This is a genomic window from Mesorhizobium sp. M0185 (assembly GCF_040322175.1).
In the GTDB taxonomy this organism is placed as follows: domain Bacteria; phylum Pseudomonadota; class Alphaproteobacteria; order Rhizobiales; family Rhizobiaceae; genus Mesorhizobium.
Genome location: NZ_JAMYSY010000015.1, coordinates 31958 through 48259 on the forward strand (window position 1 = coordinate 31958; position 16302 = coordinate 48259).

Below are 16302 nucleotides of genomic sequence, written 5' to 3' on the forward strand. Positions count from 1 at the left end.
TCAGAGTGACCATAATTTGGGCAGGCCCGCCCGTCCGTTGAGCAATTCGACAAGCGGCACCAGCCGCTTGCGGAGCTGGTAGCCGTCCTCAGCGAACAGCCTCGCAAGAAGCTTGCCAGATTTCCGCACGCTCCAGAAACTGACGCCGCCCTGGCCGCCGACTATGCCCCGGGCCGGCTCGAGCAAAGCCTCTGCCCGTGGCGATACCATCAGCAGCGTCGCCACGGCGACGGCACCGCCGGCCGCTGCGGGACGGTTCAAGGTCGCCGCAATGTCCGGGCCGATGCGGAACTCCTCTGCATGGACCAGCGCCGCGTCCTGGCGGACGCGCCAGCGGTCGTGGAAATGGCCTTGCGAAGCCCGTTCACCCATGGCCAGGCGGCCGAAGACGGTAGCCTCCAGGATCAGCGCCTCGGCTCCGGTGGCAAGCTCCACGTCAAGGCTGCGGGCAAAGGCCGAGCGGTCGAAGACGATGGTTTCCTGTGGCAGCCAGGCAATGTGGCCGTCTTCTCCGACGGTCAGCTGCACCCGCACTTCGGCGCGGTCGGATGCGGCGCGATAGATTTTCTCGCAGGCCTGCGTTGTTATGGTTGCGGAGGCGCCGGCACCGACATCGACCTCCCAGGCGAGACGGTCGCCACCGGTCAGCCCACCGGCGGTGTTGATCAGGACGGCTTCGAGCGGATCGGCCGAGACCGCCGGCATGCGGATCTTGGCCGAACCGTCCTGGTACAGACGCCGAAGACGCGTGCGGCCTCCGTTCCAGTCGCAGCCAAGCCGCGCGACGCCGGCAACACGCTGGGCCGGCGGCACTGAAGTCAAGCTATATGCGATCGTATCCACGACACCAACGTTAAGCACTGCGGCGGCTTTGTCGATATATAGCTTGTTGCTTGACAGCGTTTCGGTTTCTATAGAGGGAGCCACCTTGGTACGGTCACCGGCGCCTGGCGGGGGTAAAAGGCGACGATGACGACGTAATCGAGGACAAAAGGGGCGCTGATCAGTTGGCGTCGGGAAACGACAGAGTTGGGGAAGAAACCGAATGGCTGACCAGCTGGCAAACGATATCATCGCCAAGATCAAGGCTCATGCCGAGCCGGGCGGCGAGGAAATCACCACCAGTACCGAACTGACCGCCCTTGGCATCCATTCGCTGGAACTGACGGAGATCATCTTCGATCTCGAGGAAGAGTATGGCATCGAAATCGAGATGAACACTGTCGATGCCTGGAGCAATCTGAAGAATGTCGGCGACATGGTCGAGGCGGTTCGCGCGCTGATCGCGAAAAAAGCCTGACTGAATGCACAAGCGCGTCGTCATCACGGGCATCGGCGGATTATGCGGGCTCGGCACCAATGCATCGGCAATCTGGAATGAAATGCGCGCCGGCCGTTCGGCAATCGGCGCGATCGACAATCCGCTGCTGCATGATCTGAAGGTCAAGGTCGGCTGCGAAATCAAGGCGCTTCCCGAGCACGGCATCGACCGCAAGCAGGTCGTGTCGATGGACCGCTTCAGCCTTCTGGCGACGATCGCCGCGCGGGAGGCGGCACAGCAGGCGGGATTGAACCCGCACGCGGCCAACACCTACCGGATGGGCACCATCGTCGGCGTCGGCGTCTGCGGCTGGGAGGCAATCGAAGAGAACTATCGCGCCATCCTGCTCGAAGGCAAGAACCGCGCCGGCATCTTCACCGTCCCGAAAGTAATGCCGGGCGCAGCAGCCGGCCATGTCAGCATGAATCTTGGTCTGCGCGGGCCGGTGTTCGGCATCACCTCTGCCTGCTCGTCATCCAACCACGCCATTGCCTCGGCGGTCGATCAGATCAGGCTCGGCCGCGCCGACGTCATGGTCGCCGGCGGCACCGATGCGCCGCTGGTCTGGGGCATCCTCAAGGGCTGGGAGGCCCTGCGGGTACTGTCGCCGGACACCTGCCGGCCGTTTTCGGCCGACCGCCAGGGGCTCGTGCTCGGCGAAGGCGCCGGCATGGTGGTGCTGGAAACATATGAGCATGCCATGGCGCGCGGCGCCGCCATCCTTGCTGAAATCGCCGGCGTCGGCCTTTCCGCCGACGCCTCCGATATCGTCGCGCCAACCATCGAAGGGCCTGAGGCGGCGATGCGCTTCTGCCTCGTCGATGCCGGGCTCAATCCCGAGGACGTCGACTATCTCAACGCGCATGGCACCGGCACCAAGGCCAACGATCAGATCGAGACGGCGGCGATCAAACGCGTGTTCGGCGGCCATGCCTACAAGCTTTCGGTGTCCTCGACCAAATCGATGCACGCCCACTGCCTCGGCGCCTCCGGCGCGCTGGAAATGATCGCCTGCGTGATGGCGATCCGCGAAGGCATCGTGCCGCCGACCGCCAATTATCGGGAAGCCGACGCCGACTGCGATCTCGACATCACGCCGAACGTGGCGCGCGAACGCACCGTGCGCACCGCGATCAGCAACAGCTTCGCCTTCGGCGGCACCAATGCGGTGCTGGCGGTCAAGGCCGTGTGACCGCACCCCTTGCGGGTCCTTCACCGGGGCCGGCGAAACTTTCCATGCGCATATTGATCGCGCCAGGCGTCGCGCCTAACTCTCTGCGACCCGCCATGACCGTGCCGCTCGGCGCGGTCCCCTACCAGGAGTTTCGATGACCGATCTGTCCGCGTTTCCGATTGCCAGGCGCTGGCCGGCGAGCCACCCCGACCGCATCCAGCTTTATTCGTTTCCGACGCCGAACGGGGTGAAGATATCGATCGCGCTGGAGGAACTTGGCCTGCCTTACGAGCCGCATGCCGTCGATATCGGCAAGAACGAGAGCTGGACCCCGGAATTCCTGTCTTTGAACCCGAACGGCAAGATACCGGCGATGATCGATCCGGACGGCCCGGGCGGCAAGCCGATCGGCTTGTTCGAATCCGGTGCCATCCTGCTTTACCTCAGCGACAAGACCGGCAAGCTGGTCCCGGCAGACGCGACGCTGCGTTATGAGACGATCCAGTGGGTGTTCTTCCAGATGGCTTCGATCGGGCCGATGTTCGGCCAAGTCGGATTCTTCCACAAATTCGCTGGGCGCGAAATCGCCGACAAGCGCCCGCTGGAACGTTATCGCGACGAGTCGCGACGGCTGATCGGCGTCCTCGAAACGAGGCTCAAGGGCCGCAGCTGGATCATGGGCGACGATTACACCATCGCCGATATTTCGATGCTTGGGTGGGTGCGCAATCTGATCGGCTTCTACGAGGCGCGGGAACTCGTCGGTTTCGACGATTTCCCCAGCGTGGGCGCATGGCTGGAGCGTGGCCTCGCCCGACCGGCGGTGCAGAGGGGCCTCACCATTCCGGCCAGAAACTGATCTTACGTCGATTCCGCTCGGCTATTTTGCCTTGGTCCGGGGCTTTGAGCCGCCCTTGCCGACTACGGAAGCAGCAAGCGACGCCGCACCTTTGGCGGTGGCAAGCACGGCACCGGCGGCGACATTGGCCGTTGCTTTAACAGTGCGCATTGCGCTGCCTGCGATCGATCCTCTGCTGCTTGCCGATCTTTTGGGCTTGGGTGCAGCGGCTTTGGTCGCGGCAGGCATCACCTTTTTCGGCGCCGCCTTGCCAAAGCTGGGCTTTGCCGCATCCTTGGAGCGGGCCGCCGCTGCCGGGCCGGCGCTGGTTTTCACTCGAGTGGTTTTTGATCGTGTTGCCCTGCCCTTGGCGGGCGCAGGCTTTCTTGCCATGGTTTCCATCGAACGGTTCCCTCATGGGCACAATTGCCGTGTCCGGGATAACGGCCTGAAACTGTCAAGGTTCCGGCCGGGCGGTTCCTTGCAAGTCAGGCCAGGTCGCCGACCACCAGGTCGGCGGGCCGCCGACGGGCAAGCACGCGGTCGATGTTCGGCATGTCGTTGGAAGCAATCCAGGCGCGCGCGTCCTCGTCGGAGCGGCCGTGCTCGTGCCATCGCTCCAGCAGTCGGCGCTCGAGCTCGGCGCGCGGCACATCGACGAAGATCGAGAAGTCGAACAGCGGCGCCAGCCGCGACCAAGGTTCTTCGTTGAGCAGCAGATAATTGCCTTCGACCAGGATGAATTTGGTGTCGGCGGCGATGATCGCAGCGGCGGCGCGCGACAGCTCCATGCTGCGGTCGAAGACCGGGATGGCGATATCCGGCTCGCCGGCGCGGATGCGCTTCAGCAGCGCTTCGAACCCGGCAAAATCAAAGGTTTCCGGAGCACCTTTTCGCGCGCGAAGGCCGCGTCGATCGAGAACGACGTCATCGTAATGGAAGCCATCCATCGGCACGACTTCCGCCGTGCCTTCCGGCAGCAGGTCGTGCAAGCCTGTCGACAATGTCGACTTGCCGGCGCCGGGCGGACCGGCAATGGCAACGATGAAGCGCGGCGCCTTGCCGGCGCGCTTGAAAATGGCAGCAGCGATATGGGCGATTTCTGACATTGGCCCCCTTACCGTGGTTCTGGCGCATTTTGGCGGCAGTTTTCGAAAATTTCAAACGCCGGATTGTGCCAAGCCTTCAATCGGGCCTGGATTGACCGATCCGCAGGAAATCGCTGTCGAAGGCGATGTCGCGCACGGCACCGTCAGCCGCCAGGATGCGCATGTGGCCCGGCGAGGTCGTGACGTCGTGCGGCGGCTCGCCGGATGGCCACGGCAGTGCGCCGATGACATGGCGGAACGAAAAGCGGCGCCCTTCGGAAAGGGCAAAGGCGGTCGCCACGCCTTCGCGCTTCAGCCAATTGTCGCCGAGCGATGCGGCGTGGCCGACGGCCGTGCGGCCGTCCTCGATGCCGAGCACGCCGCGGTGGCGGCCACTCCATGGCGCATAATCGCGCCCGCCATTGCTGACCCACAGCATGGTGACCGGCAGTTCGGCCGGGTTCTTCAGCACCAGCACGAGATCGGCTTCCGCCTGGCGCGCCAGCGCCGTCCAGCCCGGCCCGCCATGATCGGCCTCGACCAGCGTCACGAAGTCCTCACGCAGCTGGTCCATGCGATAGGTGGTCAGGTCAATCGTGCCGCCGTTGGCGACGGGAAAGCGCGTCAGGTCGGCGGTTCGCGCCGGGTAGGCGAGCAACGAGCGGCCGCGGGCCGGATCGGGCTCCGGCGCCTCACTCGGCGTTGCGGCAAGGCGCTTGGGCGAGAAGGCCAGCCTGCCGCCGGCCGTCATCACCGTCATCGGGTGGTGGGCGACGGGAATGGCGCCGGCGCCGCCGGAAAAGACGTGCTCCTGATAGAGAAAGGGATGATCGTCGCGCAAGGTCAGGATCTTGTCGACGGTTGCGCCCATGACCGGGCGCTGCAAGCGGAAGACGGCGCGCCAGCCGTCGGCCGTTGCCGCGCTGTCGACCACGTCCCAGCGGCTATTTGCCGGCCAGCCATGCAAAGGTGCCGCTTCGACGTCGCTGATCGAGAACGGCGCGCAGAGGAAATCGCCGGACAGGTGGACCGTCCCTTCAGGCAGGTCTTTCGGCAGCATCTCGCGCGGCTCGCCGACCCAGGGTGCGCGATGCAGCGGCTTCAGCCGGCGGCCATCGATATCGACCGTCATGTCGGCGAGATGGCCGACGGCAAGATCGACCGATACCGAAATGCCCTTCGCCGTGATCGTGACCGTATCCATGTGCACCTACCGATTCAGCCCGATTCTGCCAGCCCGATTCTGGCGGCCCGATTCTGTCGGCGCCAGCAAAGCCCACTCGCCGCCGGTTGCGCAAGCGCGGTGGCCGGCAATTCACATCAGGCGGCGCCACGTCGGCCTGTGGACAGGGCACCGTTCGAGGGCCAGACCGATATTAACCAAATGGACTGTGCCTTTGCGTTAAGATAGCTTCGCCTCGTCTCAGAAACTGCCTGCCTTCGGAACTGACTTGTCCGCCTTCCGGTTCTTTTCGTCCATCCACAAATGCGTCGCTGTGCTGGCGCTGCTGCTGTTTGCTGCCGGCTGCACGACTGTCACGCCGCCCGACAGCGTGCTGGCGGTACCGGCGCCGCCGCAGAAATATGCCGCCATGGTCATCGATGCCGGCACCGGCAAGACGCTGTTCGAGGTCAACTCGACGGCGCCGCGCTATCCGGCGTCGCTGACCAAGATGATGACGCTCTACCTCCTGTTCGAGGCGCTGGACCAGGGCCGCATCAGCAAGGAGACGCAAATTCCGGTGTCGGACAACGCCGCCCGGCAGCCGCCGACCAAGCTGCGGTTCAGGCGCGGCGAGACCATCGACGTCGATTCGGCGATCCGCGCCATCATCGTCAAATCGGCCAATGACGTGGCGGTCGCCGTTGCCGAATATCTCGGCGGCAGCGAAGAGGCGTTCGCCGGCATGATGACCGCCAAGGCGCGCCAGATCGGCATGAGCAGCACCGTGTTCCGCAACGCCTCGGGCCTGCCGGACGGCGACCAGCACACCAGCGCGCGCGACATGGCGGTGCTCGGCATGGCGCTGCACGCCCGCTTCCCGCAGCATTTCCACTATTTCTCCGAAAGCGACTTCATGTTCCGCGGCAGGCTGGTGCGCGGCCACAACGACATGCTCGGCCGGGTGCGCGGGGTCGACGGCATCAAGACCGGCTACATCAGGGCTTCGGGCTTCAATATCGTCACCTCCTATAATGCGGACGGGCACAGGCTGATCATCGTGGTGATGGGCGCCGACAGCGCGCGCCAGCGCAACGACCACGTCGAGGCGCTGATCCAGCGCAGCCTGTTGCCGACCTCCGAGGCAAAGACGCGGCTGCTGTATGCCGAGGAGCAGTGACAGTTGAAGTCCGAGTGTTGACCGCGTGCGGGTTCAGGCGACAAACGCAGAGCCGCCGTTTTGCGCGACACTGCTGAGATACTTTGCCGGCGGCTTGCCAAGCGCTTTCTTGAACATGGTGATGAAGGCGGTGACCGATTCGTAACCGAGATCGGCCGAAATCTGCTGCACGCTGGCGCCGGAGGCCAGTTCGCGCATTGCGACGATCAGGTGCAGTTGCTGGCGCCAGCGCCCGAAGGTCAGCCCTGTCTCTTTCACCACGAGACGTGCGAGACTGCTCTCGCTGAGCGCGGCGCGACTGGCCCATTCCGCCAGGGTGCTGCGATCGGCAGGATCTTGCGCCAACGCCGCGGCGATGCGCCTCAAGCGCGGCTCGGACGAGATCGGCAAATGTAGCTGCTGGACAGGCATGCGCGGCAGTTCGGTGAGCAGAGCCCTGGTCAGGAGCTCGCCCCTGGCGTCATCGTCCTCAACGCGATCCGTCAGCTCGATGATGAGCTCGCGCAGCAACGGCGTGATCGAAAGCGTGCAGCACCGGTCCGGCAGGTCGGTAGCTCCCGGTTCGATATAGACGAAGAAAATCCGGGCGTTGGCGGTCGCGATATTGCTGTGCTGCATGCCACCCGGAATCCACACCGCGCAATGCGGCGGCACCATCCACAGGCCGCTGGGGACGCGACATGTGACGCCGCCGCCCAGCGCGAAGACAAGTTGCCCCTTGCGGTGGTGGTGGTCCGGCACCTCCGCCCTGGTCTCGGGAACGTCAACGCGCACGGCGATTGCCGGGGCGAGGACGTCATCCGGATCGAAAGGCCAGGGGTAGCGGAGAGGCTGTCTCATGTTGACTGATTTTAGCGATCGACTGCCAAGATATCTAAATTACTCAAACAGGAAAGTCGATAGTTTAGGGATGAGTAACTCAGAAGCCGACAGGCGGGCTTCCATTTAGTCATGCCCTGCTTGCGTTCTGAACGTCGGACCAACAAGCCCGGCGCACGAAAACAGGCTGGCGTCCGCCATGCAGCAAGAAGGGACGATACCAATGCTCGCCTTGGTCACATCTTCCGACAGCGCCACCGGGTTGCGGCTCGCCGAGTTTGGTGAGCCCGAGCCCGCCCCGCATGAGGCGCTGGTCTCGGTCCGGGCAGTCTCGCTGAACCGCGGCGAACTGCGCCTGCTCAACATCCGTCCGAACGGCTGGGTGCCTGGCCAGGACGTCGCCGGAATTGTCGAGCGCGCCGCGGCCGACGGCTCCGGGCCGGCCGTCGGCGCCCGGGTTGCGGCTCTGGTCGACGAGGCCGGGTGGGCCGAACGGGTCGCCGTTCCGACCGACCACCTCGCCGTCCTGCCGGACGACGTCAGCTTCGTCTCCGCCGCCACTGTTCCGGTCGCGGGCACGACCGCGCTGCGGACCCTGCGCCTCGGCGGCGACCTGGCCGGCCAGCGGGTCCTGATTACCGGCGCAAGCGGCGCCGTCGGCCGTTTCCAGATCCAGATCGCCCGCCAGCAGGGCGCGTCGGTGGCGGCGGTCGCCGCCCCCCGGCATGCCGACGATCTCCGCGGCCTCGGAGCCGAGCGGGTCGTCGAAACGATCGAGCTGGCCGAAGGACTGTTCTCGCTGATCACCGAATCGGTGGGCGGCGATAGCCTCGCCCACGCGATCGAACGGATCGCGCCCGGCGGGACCGTCGTCATGTTCGGCTCTAGCAGCGGCGAACTCACGCCCATCGGCTTCCGCCAGTTCGTTCCGGGGCACGAAGGCGCGCGGCTGCAGACCTTCGCCTACTACGCTTCCGGTCCGGAGGTTGGCGCCGACATCGCCTCGCTGCTCGCGCTGATCGCAGCCGGCCGGCTCGAAACGCGCGTGGTCCTGACCGTGCCGTGGCGGGACGTCGGCCTAGCCCTCGACGCGCTGCGGCAGCGCAGCATCAGCGGCAAGGCGGTGCTTACCGTGACCGAATGAGCAGGCGGTGGCGCCGGACGGGACGGTGTCTGTCTCCCCCGGGCTGCAACGGCAACTTGAGCCCGCTGGCGATTGCCCGTTGAAGCCGGCGCCTGCTTCCGCTAAGAAGCCGTGGCTGGCCGGTTTACCGGCTGGTTCGTTTTTGGGATCACCGATCCTGAAGGCACCCGTAGCTCAGCTGGATAGAGCGCTGCCCTCCGAAGGCAGAGGTCACAGGTTCGAATCCTGTCGGGTGCGCCAGTCGCTCAATTCAGAAGTCGAGATCTGCACCGGCTGGCCATTCCAGCCCTCGGGCTCGATTTTGACACGGCGCTCGACGAGACGGTCGCCGACCGTCGCGAGAACCTGGCCACGTATTGTTTCCTTGAGCTCAGCGCCATTCAGCGAAATTCTGACTTGTCTCGTGCGTCCTTGCTCCATTTCCCGGCGGATGATCCTCTCAGCGTCTGCGGCGAGAATTAAAGCGATGGCGCTCGCTACATCATCGAGAAGGCCCCAAACCTGTGATCGCACTCGAAGGAGTTGAAGCGCTTCAAAGCTCGCGATGAGCTGCACCTCGTCACCGACTATTATCTCGCGGCAGAGGACAAGGCTGAGGCCGCCCCACCAGCTTTGTTTGAAAATCGCAACTTTGGCGCGGCCATCAAGTCCGACGTGCTGAAGTCTCTTCGGCGTCCATTCGATTTTGAACAGGCAATGACCGTCTCCGACGACTCTCAAACCTTCTGGGTAGCTAGCGAAGAGTCCATGCGCAGCGTCATTCCAACTCCCGAAAATGTGATAAGGACTGATCGTGCCCCACGGCTGGTGATTTGCGGCCCATCGGCCGTCCATCGGTCGCAAGGGTGCGGGCGCGAGATCAGGGAGTGGGCGTGGAGGATCGATTTCCTTGCTTCTTCCTGGCGAATTCGGATGACGAGCCAAGATATTATCATCGACACGCCCTCCACGTTCACGATCGAAAATCAGGCGGCACGGCACCCCGAGCTGCTGCAGGTCAGAAATGCCGACACGCACGCCGGCGAAAAGGGGGTGCCGGCGTTTGCCGAACAACGCTCGTTCGATCAGCCAATTTTCTTCATTCCACAAGACCCGGGGCACGTCCTTGTGAGCTAAGAGAAGGCGCTTGACGTGTGCCTTCATGGCATTCCAGTCTGCGTCAAAGGGTGGTCGCCTACTGGTAGTAAGAGCTATGTCAATGTCCCCGACAGTTTCCTCAGCCCGCATCGTGCTGCCGAAAAGCCAGACTTGATCGATGAAGCTCGCGCCATTGGTATCTGCATTTAGCGCTGCCGCGCGATCAAGCAGTTCGTCGATAAGCTTCAGTGCACGCGAAAGGGCCGCTCGCTTCGTTGCCTTAGCGTCGGCAATTGCTTCGCCCGCTGCGGACAGTTCGTACCGACTTTCCTTTTCCACGATCAGGCCACGATCAAGGCACTCCTCGAAAACGACGGCTCCGTTGCGGGAATTACCAAAGAGGCTCTTCAACTCCACAAAACTGTTCGGCGAGCGAGTTCGGCGGAAAGCACGGAGAGCCTCCTTGAAAAGGGTAACTCGATACCCCGCAATTTTCAGCCCTTGTGGTAGTGTAACGCCCATAGCGTACGACAGTAGACATCGATAGACATCAAGTCACCACTCTGCTGGTTCATTCTTCATCTTCCCGTTCTCCAGGCGAAGTCAGCGGTGTCGGATGACAATCAGAACGAAAAACAATCCCATGGAATTCCCCGTTCCGCCGGGCGCTAAGATGGTCATGCATTTGTCTATCAGGTCCGGTGGCCGTTTCGTAATGTGGCGAAGATGCCCGATTCGGGGCGCATCATGCTCTAGCTCGTGACGTAGAACGAACGAAAAGCAATCACGAAAGGCGGGACAATCCCAGCGAACAGTTGACCTCACCTCAATAAATGATTCCATGAGTTACTACTATGATCCGAATCGCGAGCGGAGAGAAAGAATGACGGACATCTCCTACGCAGAAGCAGCCGAAAGCGAAGCCGCCCTCGCAACAACAAGGATTGACGTTAAATCGGTTTCGATTGCACTCAAGCCATTGCTTATCGATAGCCTCGCTCTTGCCAAAGCCTACAAGACACGCAGATCCCCTATTGTAAAAAAGACAGTACACATCGCGGACACTGACGACGCGGAGGCCAAGGGCTGGAAAGTTCTCAGACGTCAGAAGCGTGTGACGGTCGTCCAAAAGGCTAAATCCATAGCCGCAAGTTTGGAGGACCGTGTCTGGTGTCTGTGCAGAGATATGGGTTACTCCGTCCTGAACGGTGGAGCTTTCAAAATCTCGTATTCGCGAACCGACGGCTCGACGGGTACCAAACAGATTGACGTTTTCGCGAAAGATTCCGAGACGGCGCTTGTCTTTGAATGCAAGTCGAAGGAGGTCCGTGGCAGGAAGTCACTGCAGAAGGACCTGCATGAGACCGCGTTCTTAAAAAAGTCCGTCGCAAATGCCATTCGGTCCCATTTTGGCGAAGGGTATAATCCAAAAATTGTATGGATCTATGTCACTGACAATATAGTGTGGACAGAGCCGGACGTCGCGCGAGCTTCTGGAGAAGGAATACGCATAATAACCGAAAACGAGCTTCAGTATTTTGAAGCTTTTATTAAGCACGTCGGCTCTGCAGGAAAATATCAGTTCTTGGCCGAGTTCCTCAAGGGCCAAGAGATTCCTGCCTTAAGCGGATACAAGGTCCCCGCCGTCAAGGGACGACTTGGAACAGAAAACTTTTACTCGTTTACTATTCCAGCTGGCCATCTTCTTAAGATCGCATTTGTCAACCATCATGCTTTAAACAACCCCGACGGCACTCCCGCTTACCAGCGCATGGTTGAAAAGAAGCGACTTCAAAGCATCGGAAAATTTATCACTGACGGTGGTTATTTTCCTACAAACATCCTTATTAACTTCACCGATCCATGTGTTTTTGAGCCTCTCTCTAAATCCGACAACACAATAGAGGGCCTAAAATTTGGCCATTTGGTTCTGCCAAACAAGTTCAAAAGCGCTTGGGTAATTGATGGTCAGCACCGGCTGCTTGGATTCACAAACCTGCCGGAAGAATATTTGAAACAACCGCTTTTTGTTGTCGCGTTCGAGCAAATGGCCACCGTAAAGGAGGCTGAACTTTTCATAACGATAAACCACAAGCAGAAAAGCGTCCCGGCGAGCCTTTTAGTGGCCCTGCAGGCCGACCTTCAAATGGGCAGTGACGATCCCGATGAAGCGCTGTCAGCGATATCATCGTTTCTCATTCGGAAGTTGGCGCTAGATTCAACGAGCCCTTTCTATGGTCGTTTCCAAACTCCGGGTGTGCCAGCGTCTGATGCGCAAGTGCTGACGGTGCCTGAGATTCAGAAGGGTTTGAAGCGATCCCAACTCCTAGGTCGCGTCGTTAAGAAGGTTCGTCTTGGTGGATATCTTTCGGATGCCACCGATTCCAGCACTCTCGATCGGGCGAGACGAGCAATAAATAGCTATTTTAGAAGGATTGAAGATGCTGTTCCCGAAAAATGGGCGGCAGGGCGTACCGCGCATATCGTTACAAACCCTGGGATACGAGCGCATCTTTTGCTGCTTAATGAAGTACTGAGATTCCAGCATGCTGCAGGAAAGATCGATCCTGTTCTTGCATCACTCGATGAGATTGACGCCTGCGTAGCCAAATTTTGTAAGCCACTGATCGATTGGCTCAAGACCGCCGATGCGGTAGACATTGAAGCTCGATTTGCTAAGCAATACGGCGAGGGTGGCGTTCGTGACTACTTCTTTCACCTCTGCGATTTGATCACATCTGAGACGCCAACATTTGGACCCGACGAATTTCGCGATTATAAAGCAAAGTCAAACGACGAGAGGCGCGCTCAAGCAAAACTCGACGTCGAAGACATGACGAAGCTTATTTCTGGCGTCGTAGTTGAAAAATTGAAGGACATCTATGGGAAAGACGAACTTCCTTCTGGGGAGAAGAAGTACTGGGAGCTCGGAATCGCTGATAGCAAGATAAAACAAGCGGCCTATAACGCCCAGCAACAAGTTAGACCGGAAAAGCGAGCTCCGAAGGAGGCGTACTTACACCTAATAGATTTCGAGACGATTATAAAACAGAAAGGAAATTGGGAGTACTTTAAGACAATCTTCAGCATTCCACTGGGTGGCATTAATCCAAAATCAAAGGAATACCACGTTGACTGGATAAAAGAGTTCAATGACATTAGGAATGTTGCCTCACACAGTTCAATATACAGGCAACTGACGGATGACGATCTAAATTTTCTTGTTTGGTTAAAGGGCGTCCTTTACGAGCGCTGCGAAGCGGCGGAAATCCCTATCGATGAATTTTAGTGAGAATCAATCTTCGGATCGTGGGGACAAGGTAAGCCGAATGAGCTGGACATTCCAAACGGACGAAATTGTTGTCCCGTTTCTAAAATGGGCCGGCGGGAAGAGGTGGTTTTGCGAAAATCATCTTCATTTTGTCCCGGAATTTAAGGGGCGCTATATCGAGCCATTTCTCGGCAGCGCTGCTGTTTTCTTCGCGTTGCGTCCCCAGAAAGCTTTCTTAAGCGATCTGAATTTGGATTTGATAACTACCTATAGCGCGATCCGTGATGCACCTTTAGAGGTTGGCCGATTGCTGCGATACCATCACGCTCGACATAGTGACAGTCACTACTACGCTACACGGGCGGTGAAGCCGAAGCCGTCGATTGAGCTGGCAGCATGGTTCATTTACTTGAACCGAACTTGCTGGAACGGCCTATACCGGGTTAATTTGCGCAATCAGTTTAACGTTCCAATTGGTACAAAGACTGACGTAATCATGCAGACAGACGATTTTGAAAAGACGTCCGTTTCTTTGCAATCGGCCACGTTGTCTGTGACCGATTTCGAGAGCACCATTGACATGGCAGAGGCAGACGATTTCGTATTTGTTGATCCTCCATATACGGTAAAGCATAACTACAATGGGTTCATAAAATACAACGACAAGATCTTCTCTTGGGCTGATCAGATTCGGCTTCGCGACGCTGTAGTCAGGGCCGCTGGGCGCGGTGCCTCGATAATGGTGCTAAATGCCAACCACGAGTCAGTTCGCGATCTGTATTCCGGAGTTGGTGAGCAAACCACGCTGGCACGAGCAAGTGTGATAGCGGCCAGCGCCGCGAGTAGATCATCCGTGGAAGAATTGATGATATGCGCAGGCGGGCGCTAACATGTTGTGGCTTTCCAACGAGACCGGGCTCGCTCCGGTGAAATGGTAAGCGAATCTGCGGGCTAGCGTTGGGCGATTCGCACCGCAGCTCAGCAGCGTTCCCCTCCGAAGGCAGAGGTCACAGGTTCGAATCCTGTCGGGTGCGCTAAACTTGCGATTTGCCGATTTCTATTTCGGCTATTCGTAAGCCAAAGGTCGAATCCAGCCCTGCCCCCTCACGACGGTCATCTTCGATCCCGCCGATCGCCTTGGAACTCAATCGGCCTCGAACGACTTCTTCGTGAGATAGATCGAAGGAGCGCCCCGTGCCCGCACCACCCGAAATGGATTTCGTCCTCGAAAAGCTGCCTTTGAGGATCGGCGCCTATATCCCCGACGACTTGCTGGAGGACTGGTTTGCGCCGGGAACCGGCATGAACCCGGTCAGCAAGGAAGCACTTGCCGCCGCCAAGACTTACGGCTGGCGCTTCGAATGCGAGTTCAAGCACTACCCCAACCGCAAGGAAGGCGTGTTCTGGAAGTGGGTGCCGGCGATCTGACCGGCGCTGGACGGTTCATCGTTCCGCGGAAACGCAGAACCGGTCTATCTTATTGTTTGACGCAAATACCGGACGGAAAACCGCTTCACACTTTTCCTGGAATTGCTCAGCCTCCGCCTATCGGCGTCGTCACCTTGCCGGTTCCGCCGCATTCGGGGCAGGTGCGGCCGTCGATCATGCCTGACCCTGCACAGCGGCGGCAAATATTCTCGCCAGCGCCTGGAGTGCCTGCGGGGACTTCGTCCGTGTTGGTCTGACCGGCTTGCCGGGGGTTGCCCTGCAGCTTGTTTCTCAGCCGGGCGACCCAGCGTTCGTCGACCTCGAGCGGCCTGCTGCTGTCGTCCGGCAGGCCTTCGCCGGATTGGCCGATGGTTTCATTGCGCGGCCGGTCGTTCGCGCCTGTCGTGATCTTCTGAGCCATTGCGTTTGCCTTTACGCCTTGCAATTTTCGAACGCCTCAGCTCCGCAGAGGTTCCGGTTCGACCGGCAGCCTTTCAGCCGGGTTTTCGCCGCACATTATCTATCCTGAACCCGGATTTCGGCCGCGCCGGCATGCGGGCAAGCGAGACGGTCATATCCTGATCAGGCACCTGGTAGGCCATCGACCGCGTCAGCAGGCGAACCGCTTCCATGATCAGCGCGACGGTGACGGCTTCTCCGGGGCAGCGATGGGTAGCCGCCGGATCTCCGCCGCCATGCGGGATGAAGTCGAAGCCGTGGGTTTTCCAGCTCAAGCCGCGCTCCGGGATAAACCGGGCCGGCTCCACAAACAGGCGGCGATCGTGGTTGGTGCCGTGCAGGTCGAGCAGAACCCAGTCGCCTTTGCCGAAGCGGTAGCCCTTCCATTCGAAGGGGTGGCGGGCGCGGCCGCCGATGAACGGGAAGAACGGATAGAGCCGGCGAACCTCCTCGGCGAAGGCTTCCAGCCCGTCGTCATCGCCGGCGGCGAACTTATCGTACCATTGGCGGTGCTGGTGAAGCGCCAGCGCCGCAAACATGATGAAGCGGCCGATGGCGACAACCGGCCGGATGATGTTGATGATCTCGACCGCGGCACTGGCAAGATCGAGCGGCATTCCCTCGGCATCGACATGTTCGCTGACCAGGCGGACCGGGCTGTTTGCCGGCAAATCAAGCGCGCCGCTTCGAACGCGCCGTACAAGCTCGCCGATAGTGCGTTCGGTCCGGCGGCGCCGCCACAGCGCCAGCATGGTCGACGGCCCGACGCCGCCGGCGTTCTCGACCATGCCGCTGAGCCCGCGGCAGAGTTCGGCGCGATCCTTGTCGGCGGGGATGCCGGCCCAATCCGCTGCCGCCTGGGTCAGGACGAGGTTTACGGCGTCGAACAGGACGATCTCGTCACGCCGCTGCCAGTCTTCCAGCTGGTCGAGCCAGGCGCGACGGAAGGTTGCGCGGAGCCGCTCGATCTGGTCACCATCCAACAGGATCGACAGGAAAAGCGCCTTGCGGCGGCGGTGAGCGGCGCCGTCGAGCGCCTGGACGCTGCCCTTGTCCTGTAGCAGCCGCAGCGTGGTCTGCGGCATCGCACCAATTCGGGTGAAGTGGTCGCCGCCATAAAACATCTCGGCAGCCTCGGCACCGCGGACGCAGATTGCCGGCCGCAGCATCAGGCGCGTGGCAATGATGTCGGTGTTCATGCGCCGGCAGCGGGCCGAAATGAAGTCATAGCCTTCGCGCAGCAGGGCCAAGGTGCTATCGAACGCGGCGCGCGGAATGGGTTTTGCGGCATGATTGCCGCCGTCGGCATCGATCAGTTCACGTCTGTTCATGGCGTGCTCC

17 protein-coding genes and 1 tRNA gene are annotated in these 16302 nt (G+C 60.5%); 9 read left to right on the forward strand and 9 right to left on the reverse strand.

The window, feature by feature from the left end:
- Positions 1-843, reverse strand: a complete 843-nt coding sequence (locus NKJ20_RS14310) for an urease accessory protein UreD (RefSeq protein ID WP_352744789.1) — start codon at positions 841-843, stop codon at positions 1-3.
- 202 nt (positions 844-1045) lie between these two features.
- On the opposite strand from NKJ20_RS14310, the gene NKJ20_RS14315 reads away from it, so the two are divergent.
- The 3 genes from NKJ20_RS14315 (at position 1046) to NKJ20_RS14325 (ending at position 3354) form a co-directional block, all read left to right on the forward strand.
- Positions 1046-1300, forward strand: a complete 255-nt coding sequence (locus tag NKJ20_RS14315) for an acyl carrier protein (RefSeq protein WP_023677013.1) — start codon at positions 1046-1048, stop codon at positions 1298-1300.
- A 4-nt stretch (positions 1301-1304) separates the two neighbouring features.
- On the forward strand, positions 1305-2513 hold the full coding sequence (locus NKJ20_RS14320; RefSeq protein WP_352744792.1) for a beta-ketoacyl-[acyl-carrier-protein] synthase family protein: 1209 nt from the start codon (positions 1305-1307) through the stop codon (positions 2511-2513).
- Between the two features lie 136 nt (positions 2514-2649).
- A complete protein-coding gene (locus NKJ20_RS14325; RefSeq protein WP_352455912.1) occupies positions 2650-3354 on the forward strand; it encodes a glutathione S-transferase family protein in 705 nt (234 codons plus the stop codon).
- A 21-nt stretch (positions 3355-3375) separates the two neighbouring features.
- Here NKJ20_RS14325 and NKJ20_RS14330 read toward each other — a convergent pair whose 3' ends face one another.
- The 4 genes from NKJ20_RS14330 to NKJ20_RS14345 all read right to left on the reverse strand — a co-directional run bounded on the left by NKJ20_RS14330 (position 3376) and on the right by NKJ20_RS14345 (position 5625).
- On the reverse strand, positions 3376-3504 hold the full coding sequence (locus NKJ20_RS14330; protein ID WP_302893450.1) for a hypothetical protein: 129 nt from the start codon (positions 3502-3504) through the stop codon (positions 3376-3378).
- Positions 3491-3751, reverse strand: a complete 261-nt coding sequence (locus NKJ20_RS14335; RefSeq protein ID WP_352455911.1) for a hypothetical protein — start codon at positions 3749-3751, stop codon at positions 3491-3493. Before NKJ20_RS14335 ends, NKJ20_RS14330 begins: the two co-directional genes overlap by 14 nt.
- Positions 3752-3821: 70 nt before the next feature.
- Positions 3822-4442, reverse strand: a complete 621-nt coding sequence (locus NKJ20_RS14340; RefSeq protein WP_352744795.1) for a nucleoside triphosphate hydrolase — start codon at positions 4440-4442, stop codon at positions 3822-3824.
- 76 nt (positions 4443-4518) lie between these two features.
- Positions 4519-5625, reverse strand: coding sequence for a hypothetical protein (locus NKJ20_RS14345; RefSeq protein WP_352744798.1), 1107 nt, complete (start codon positions 5623-5625; stop codon positions 4519-4521).
- A 247-nt stretch (positions 5626-5872) separates the two neighbouring features.
- Between NKJ20_RS14345 and NKJ20_RS14350 the strand changes: the two genes are divergently transcribed.
- Positions 5873-6763 (forward strand): D-alanyl-D-alanine carboxypeptidase family protein, encoded by an 891-nt coding sequence (locus NKJ20_RS14350; RefSeq protein WP_352744800.1) that lies wholly within the window; start codon positions 5873-5875, stop codon positions 6761-6763.
- 33 nt (positions 6764-6796) lie between these two features.
- Here NKJ20_RS14350 and NKJ20_RS14355 read toward each other — a convergent pair whose 3' ends face one another.
- Positions 6797-7603 carry an AraC family transcriptional regulator gene (locus tag NKJ20_RS14355; RefSeq protein ID WP_352449499.1) on the reverse strand — a complete coding sequence of 269 codons (807 nt, stop codon included), beginning with the start codon at positions 7601-7603 and terminating at the stop codon, positions 6797-6799.
- Positions 7604-7805: 202 nt separating this feature from the next.
- Between NKJ20_RS14355 and NKJ20_RS14360 the strand changes: the two genes are divergently transcribed.
- Positions 7806-8726, forward strand: coding sequence for a zinc-binding dehydrogenase (locus tag NKJ20_RS14360; RefSeq protein WP_352449500.1), 921 nt, complete (start codon positions 7806-7808; stop codon positions 8724-8726).
- 163 nt (positions 8727-8889) lie between these two features.
- Positions 8890-8966 (forward strand) — tRNA-Arg (locus NKJ20_RS14365).
- Here the strand turns inward: NKJ20_RS14365 and NKJ20_RS14370 are convergent.
- On the reverse strand, positions 8937-10220 hold the full coding sequence (locus tag NKJ20_RS14370) for a hypothetical protein (protein WP_352449510.1): 1284 nt from the start codon (positions 10218-10220) through the stop codon (positions 8937-8939). The genes NKJ20_RS14365 and NKJ20_RS14370 overlap by 30 nt on opposite strands.
- A gap of 466 nt (positions 10221-10686) precedes the next feature.
- Between NKJ20_RS14370 and NKJ20_RS14375 the strand changes: the two genes are divergently transcribed.
- The 3 genes from NKJ20_RS14375 to NKJ20_RS14385 all read left to right on the forward strand — a co-directional run bounded on the left by NKJ20_RS14375 (position 10687) and on the right by NKJ20_RS14385 (position 14502).
- Entirely contained in the window at positions 10687-13092 is a 2406-nt protein-coding gene (locus tag NKJ20_RS14375; protein WP_352744803.1) for a DGQHR domain-containing protein, read from the forward strand.
- 40 nt (positions 13093-13132) lie between these two features.
- Positions 13133-13963, forward strand: coding sequence for a DNA adenine methylase (locus tag NKJ20_RS14380; RefSeq protein WP_352449513.1), 831 nt, complete (start codon positions 13133-13135; stop codon positions 13961-13963).
- A gap of 305 nt (positions 13964-14268) precedes the next feature.
- On the forward strand, positions 14269-14502 hold the full coding sequence (locus NKJ20_RS14385) for a hypothetical protein (RefSeq protein ID WP_352449514.1): 234 nt from the start codon (positions 14269-14271) through the stop codon (positions 14500-14502).
- A gap of 106 nt (positions 14503-14608) precedes the next feature.
- Here the strand turns inward: NKJ20_RS14385 and NKJ20_RS14390 are convergent, their stop codons facing one another.
- Together NKJ20_RS14390 and NKJ20_RS14395 are read right to left on the reverse strand one after the other, a co-directional pair.
- Positions 14609-14923, reverse strand: coding sequence for a hypothetical protein (locus tag NKJ20_RS14390; RefSeq protein ID WP_352744924.1), 315 nt, complete (start codon positions 14921-14923; stop codon positions 14609-14611).
- A gap of 73 nt (positions 14924-14996) precedes the next feature.
- Positions 14997-16292: a cytochrome P450 gene (locus NKJ20_RS14395; RefSeq protein WP_352744806.1), complete on the reverse strand. Its 1296-nt coding sequence runs from the start codon at positions 16290-16292 to the stop codon at positions 14997-14999.
- Positions 16293-16302 lie beyond the last annotated feature (10 nt).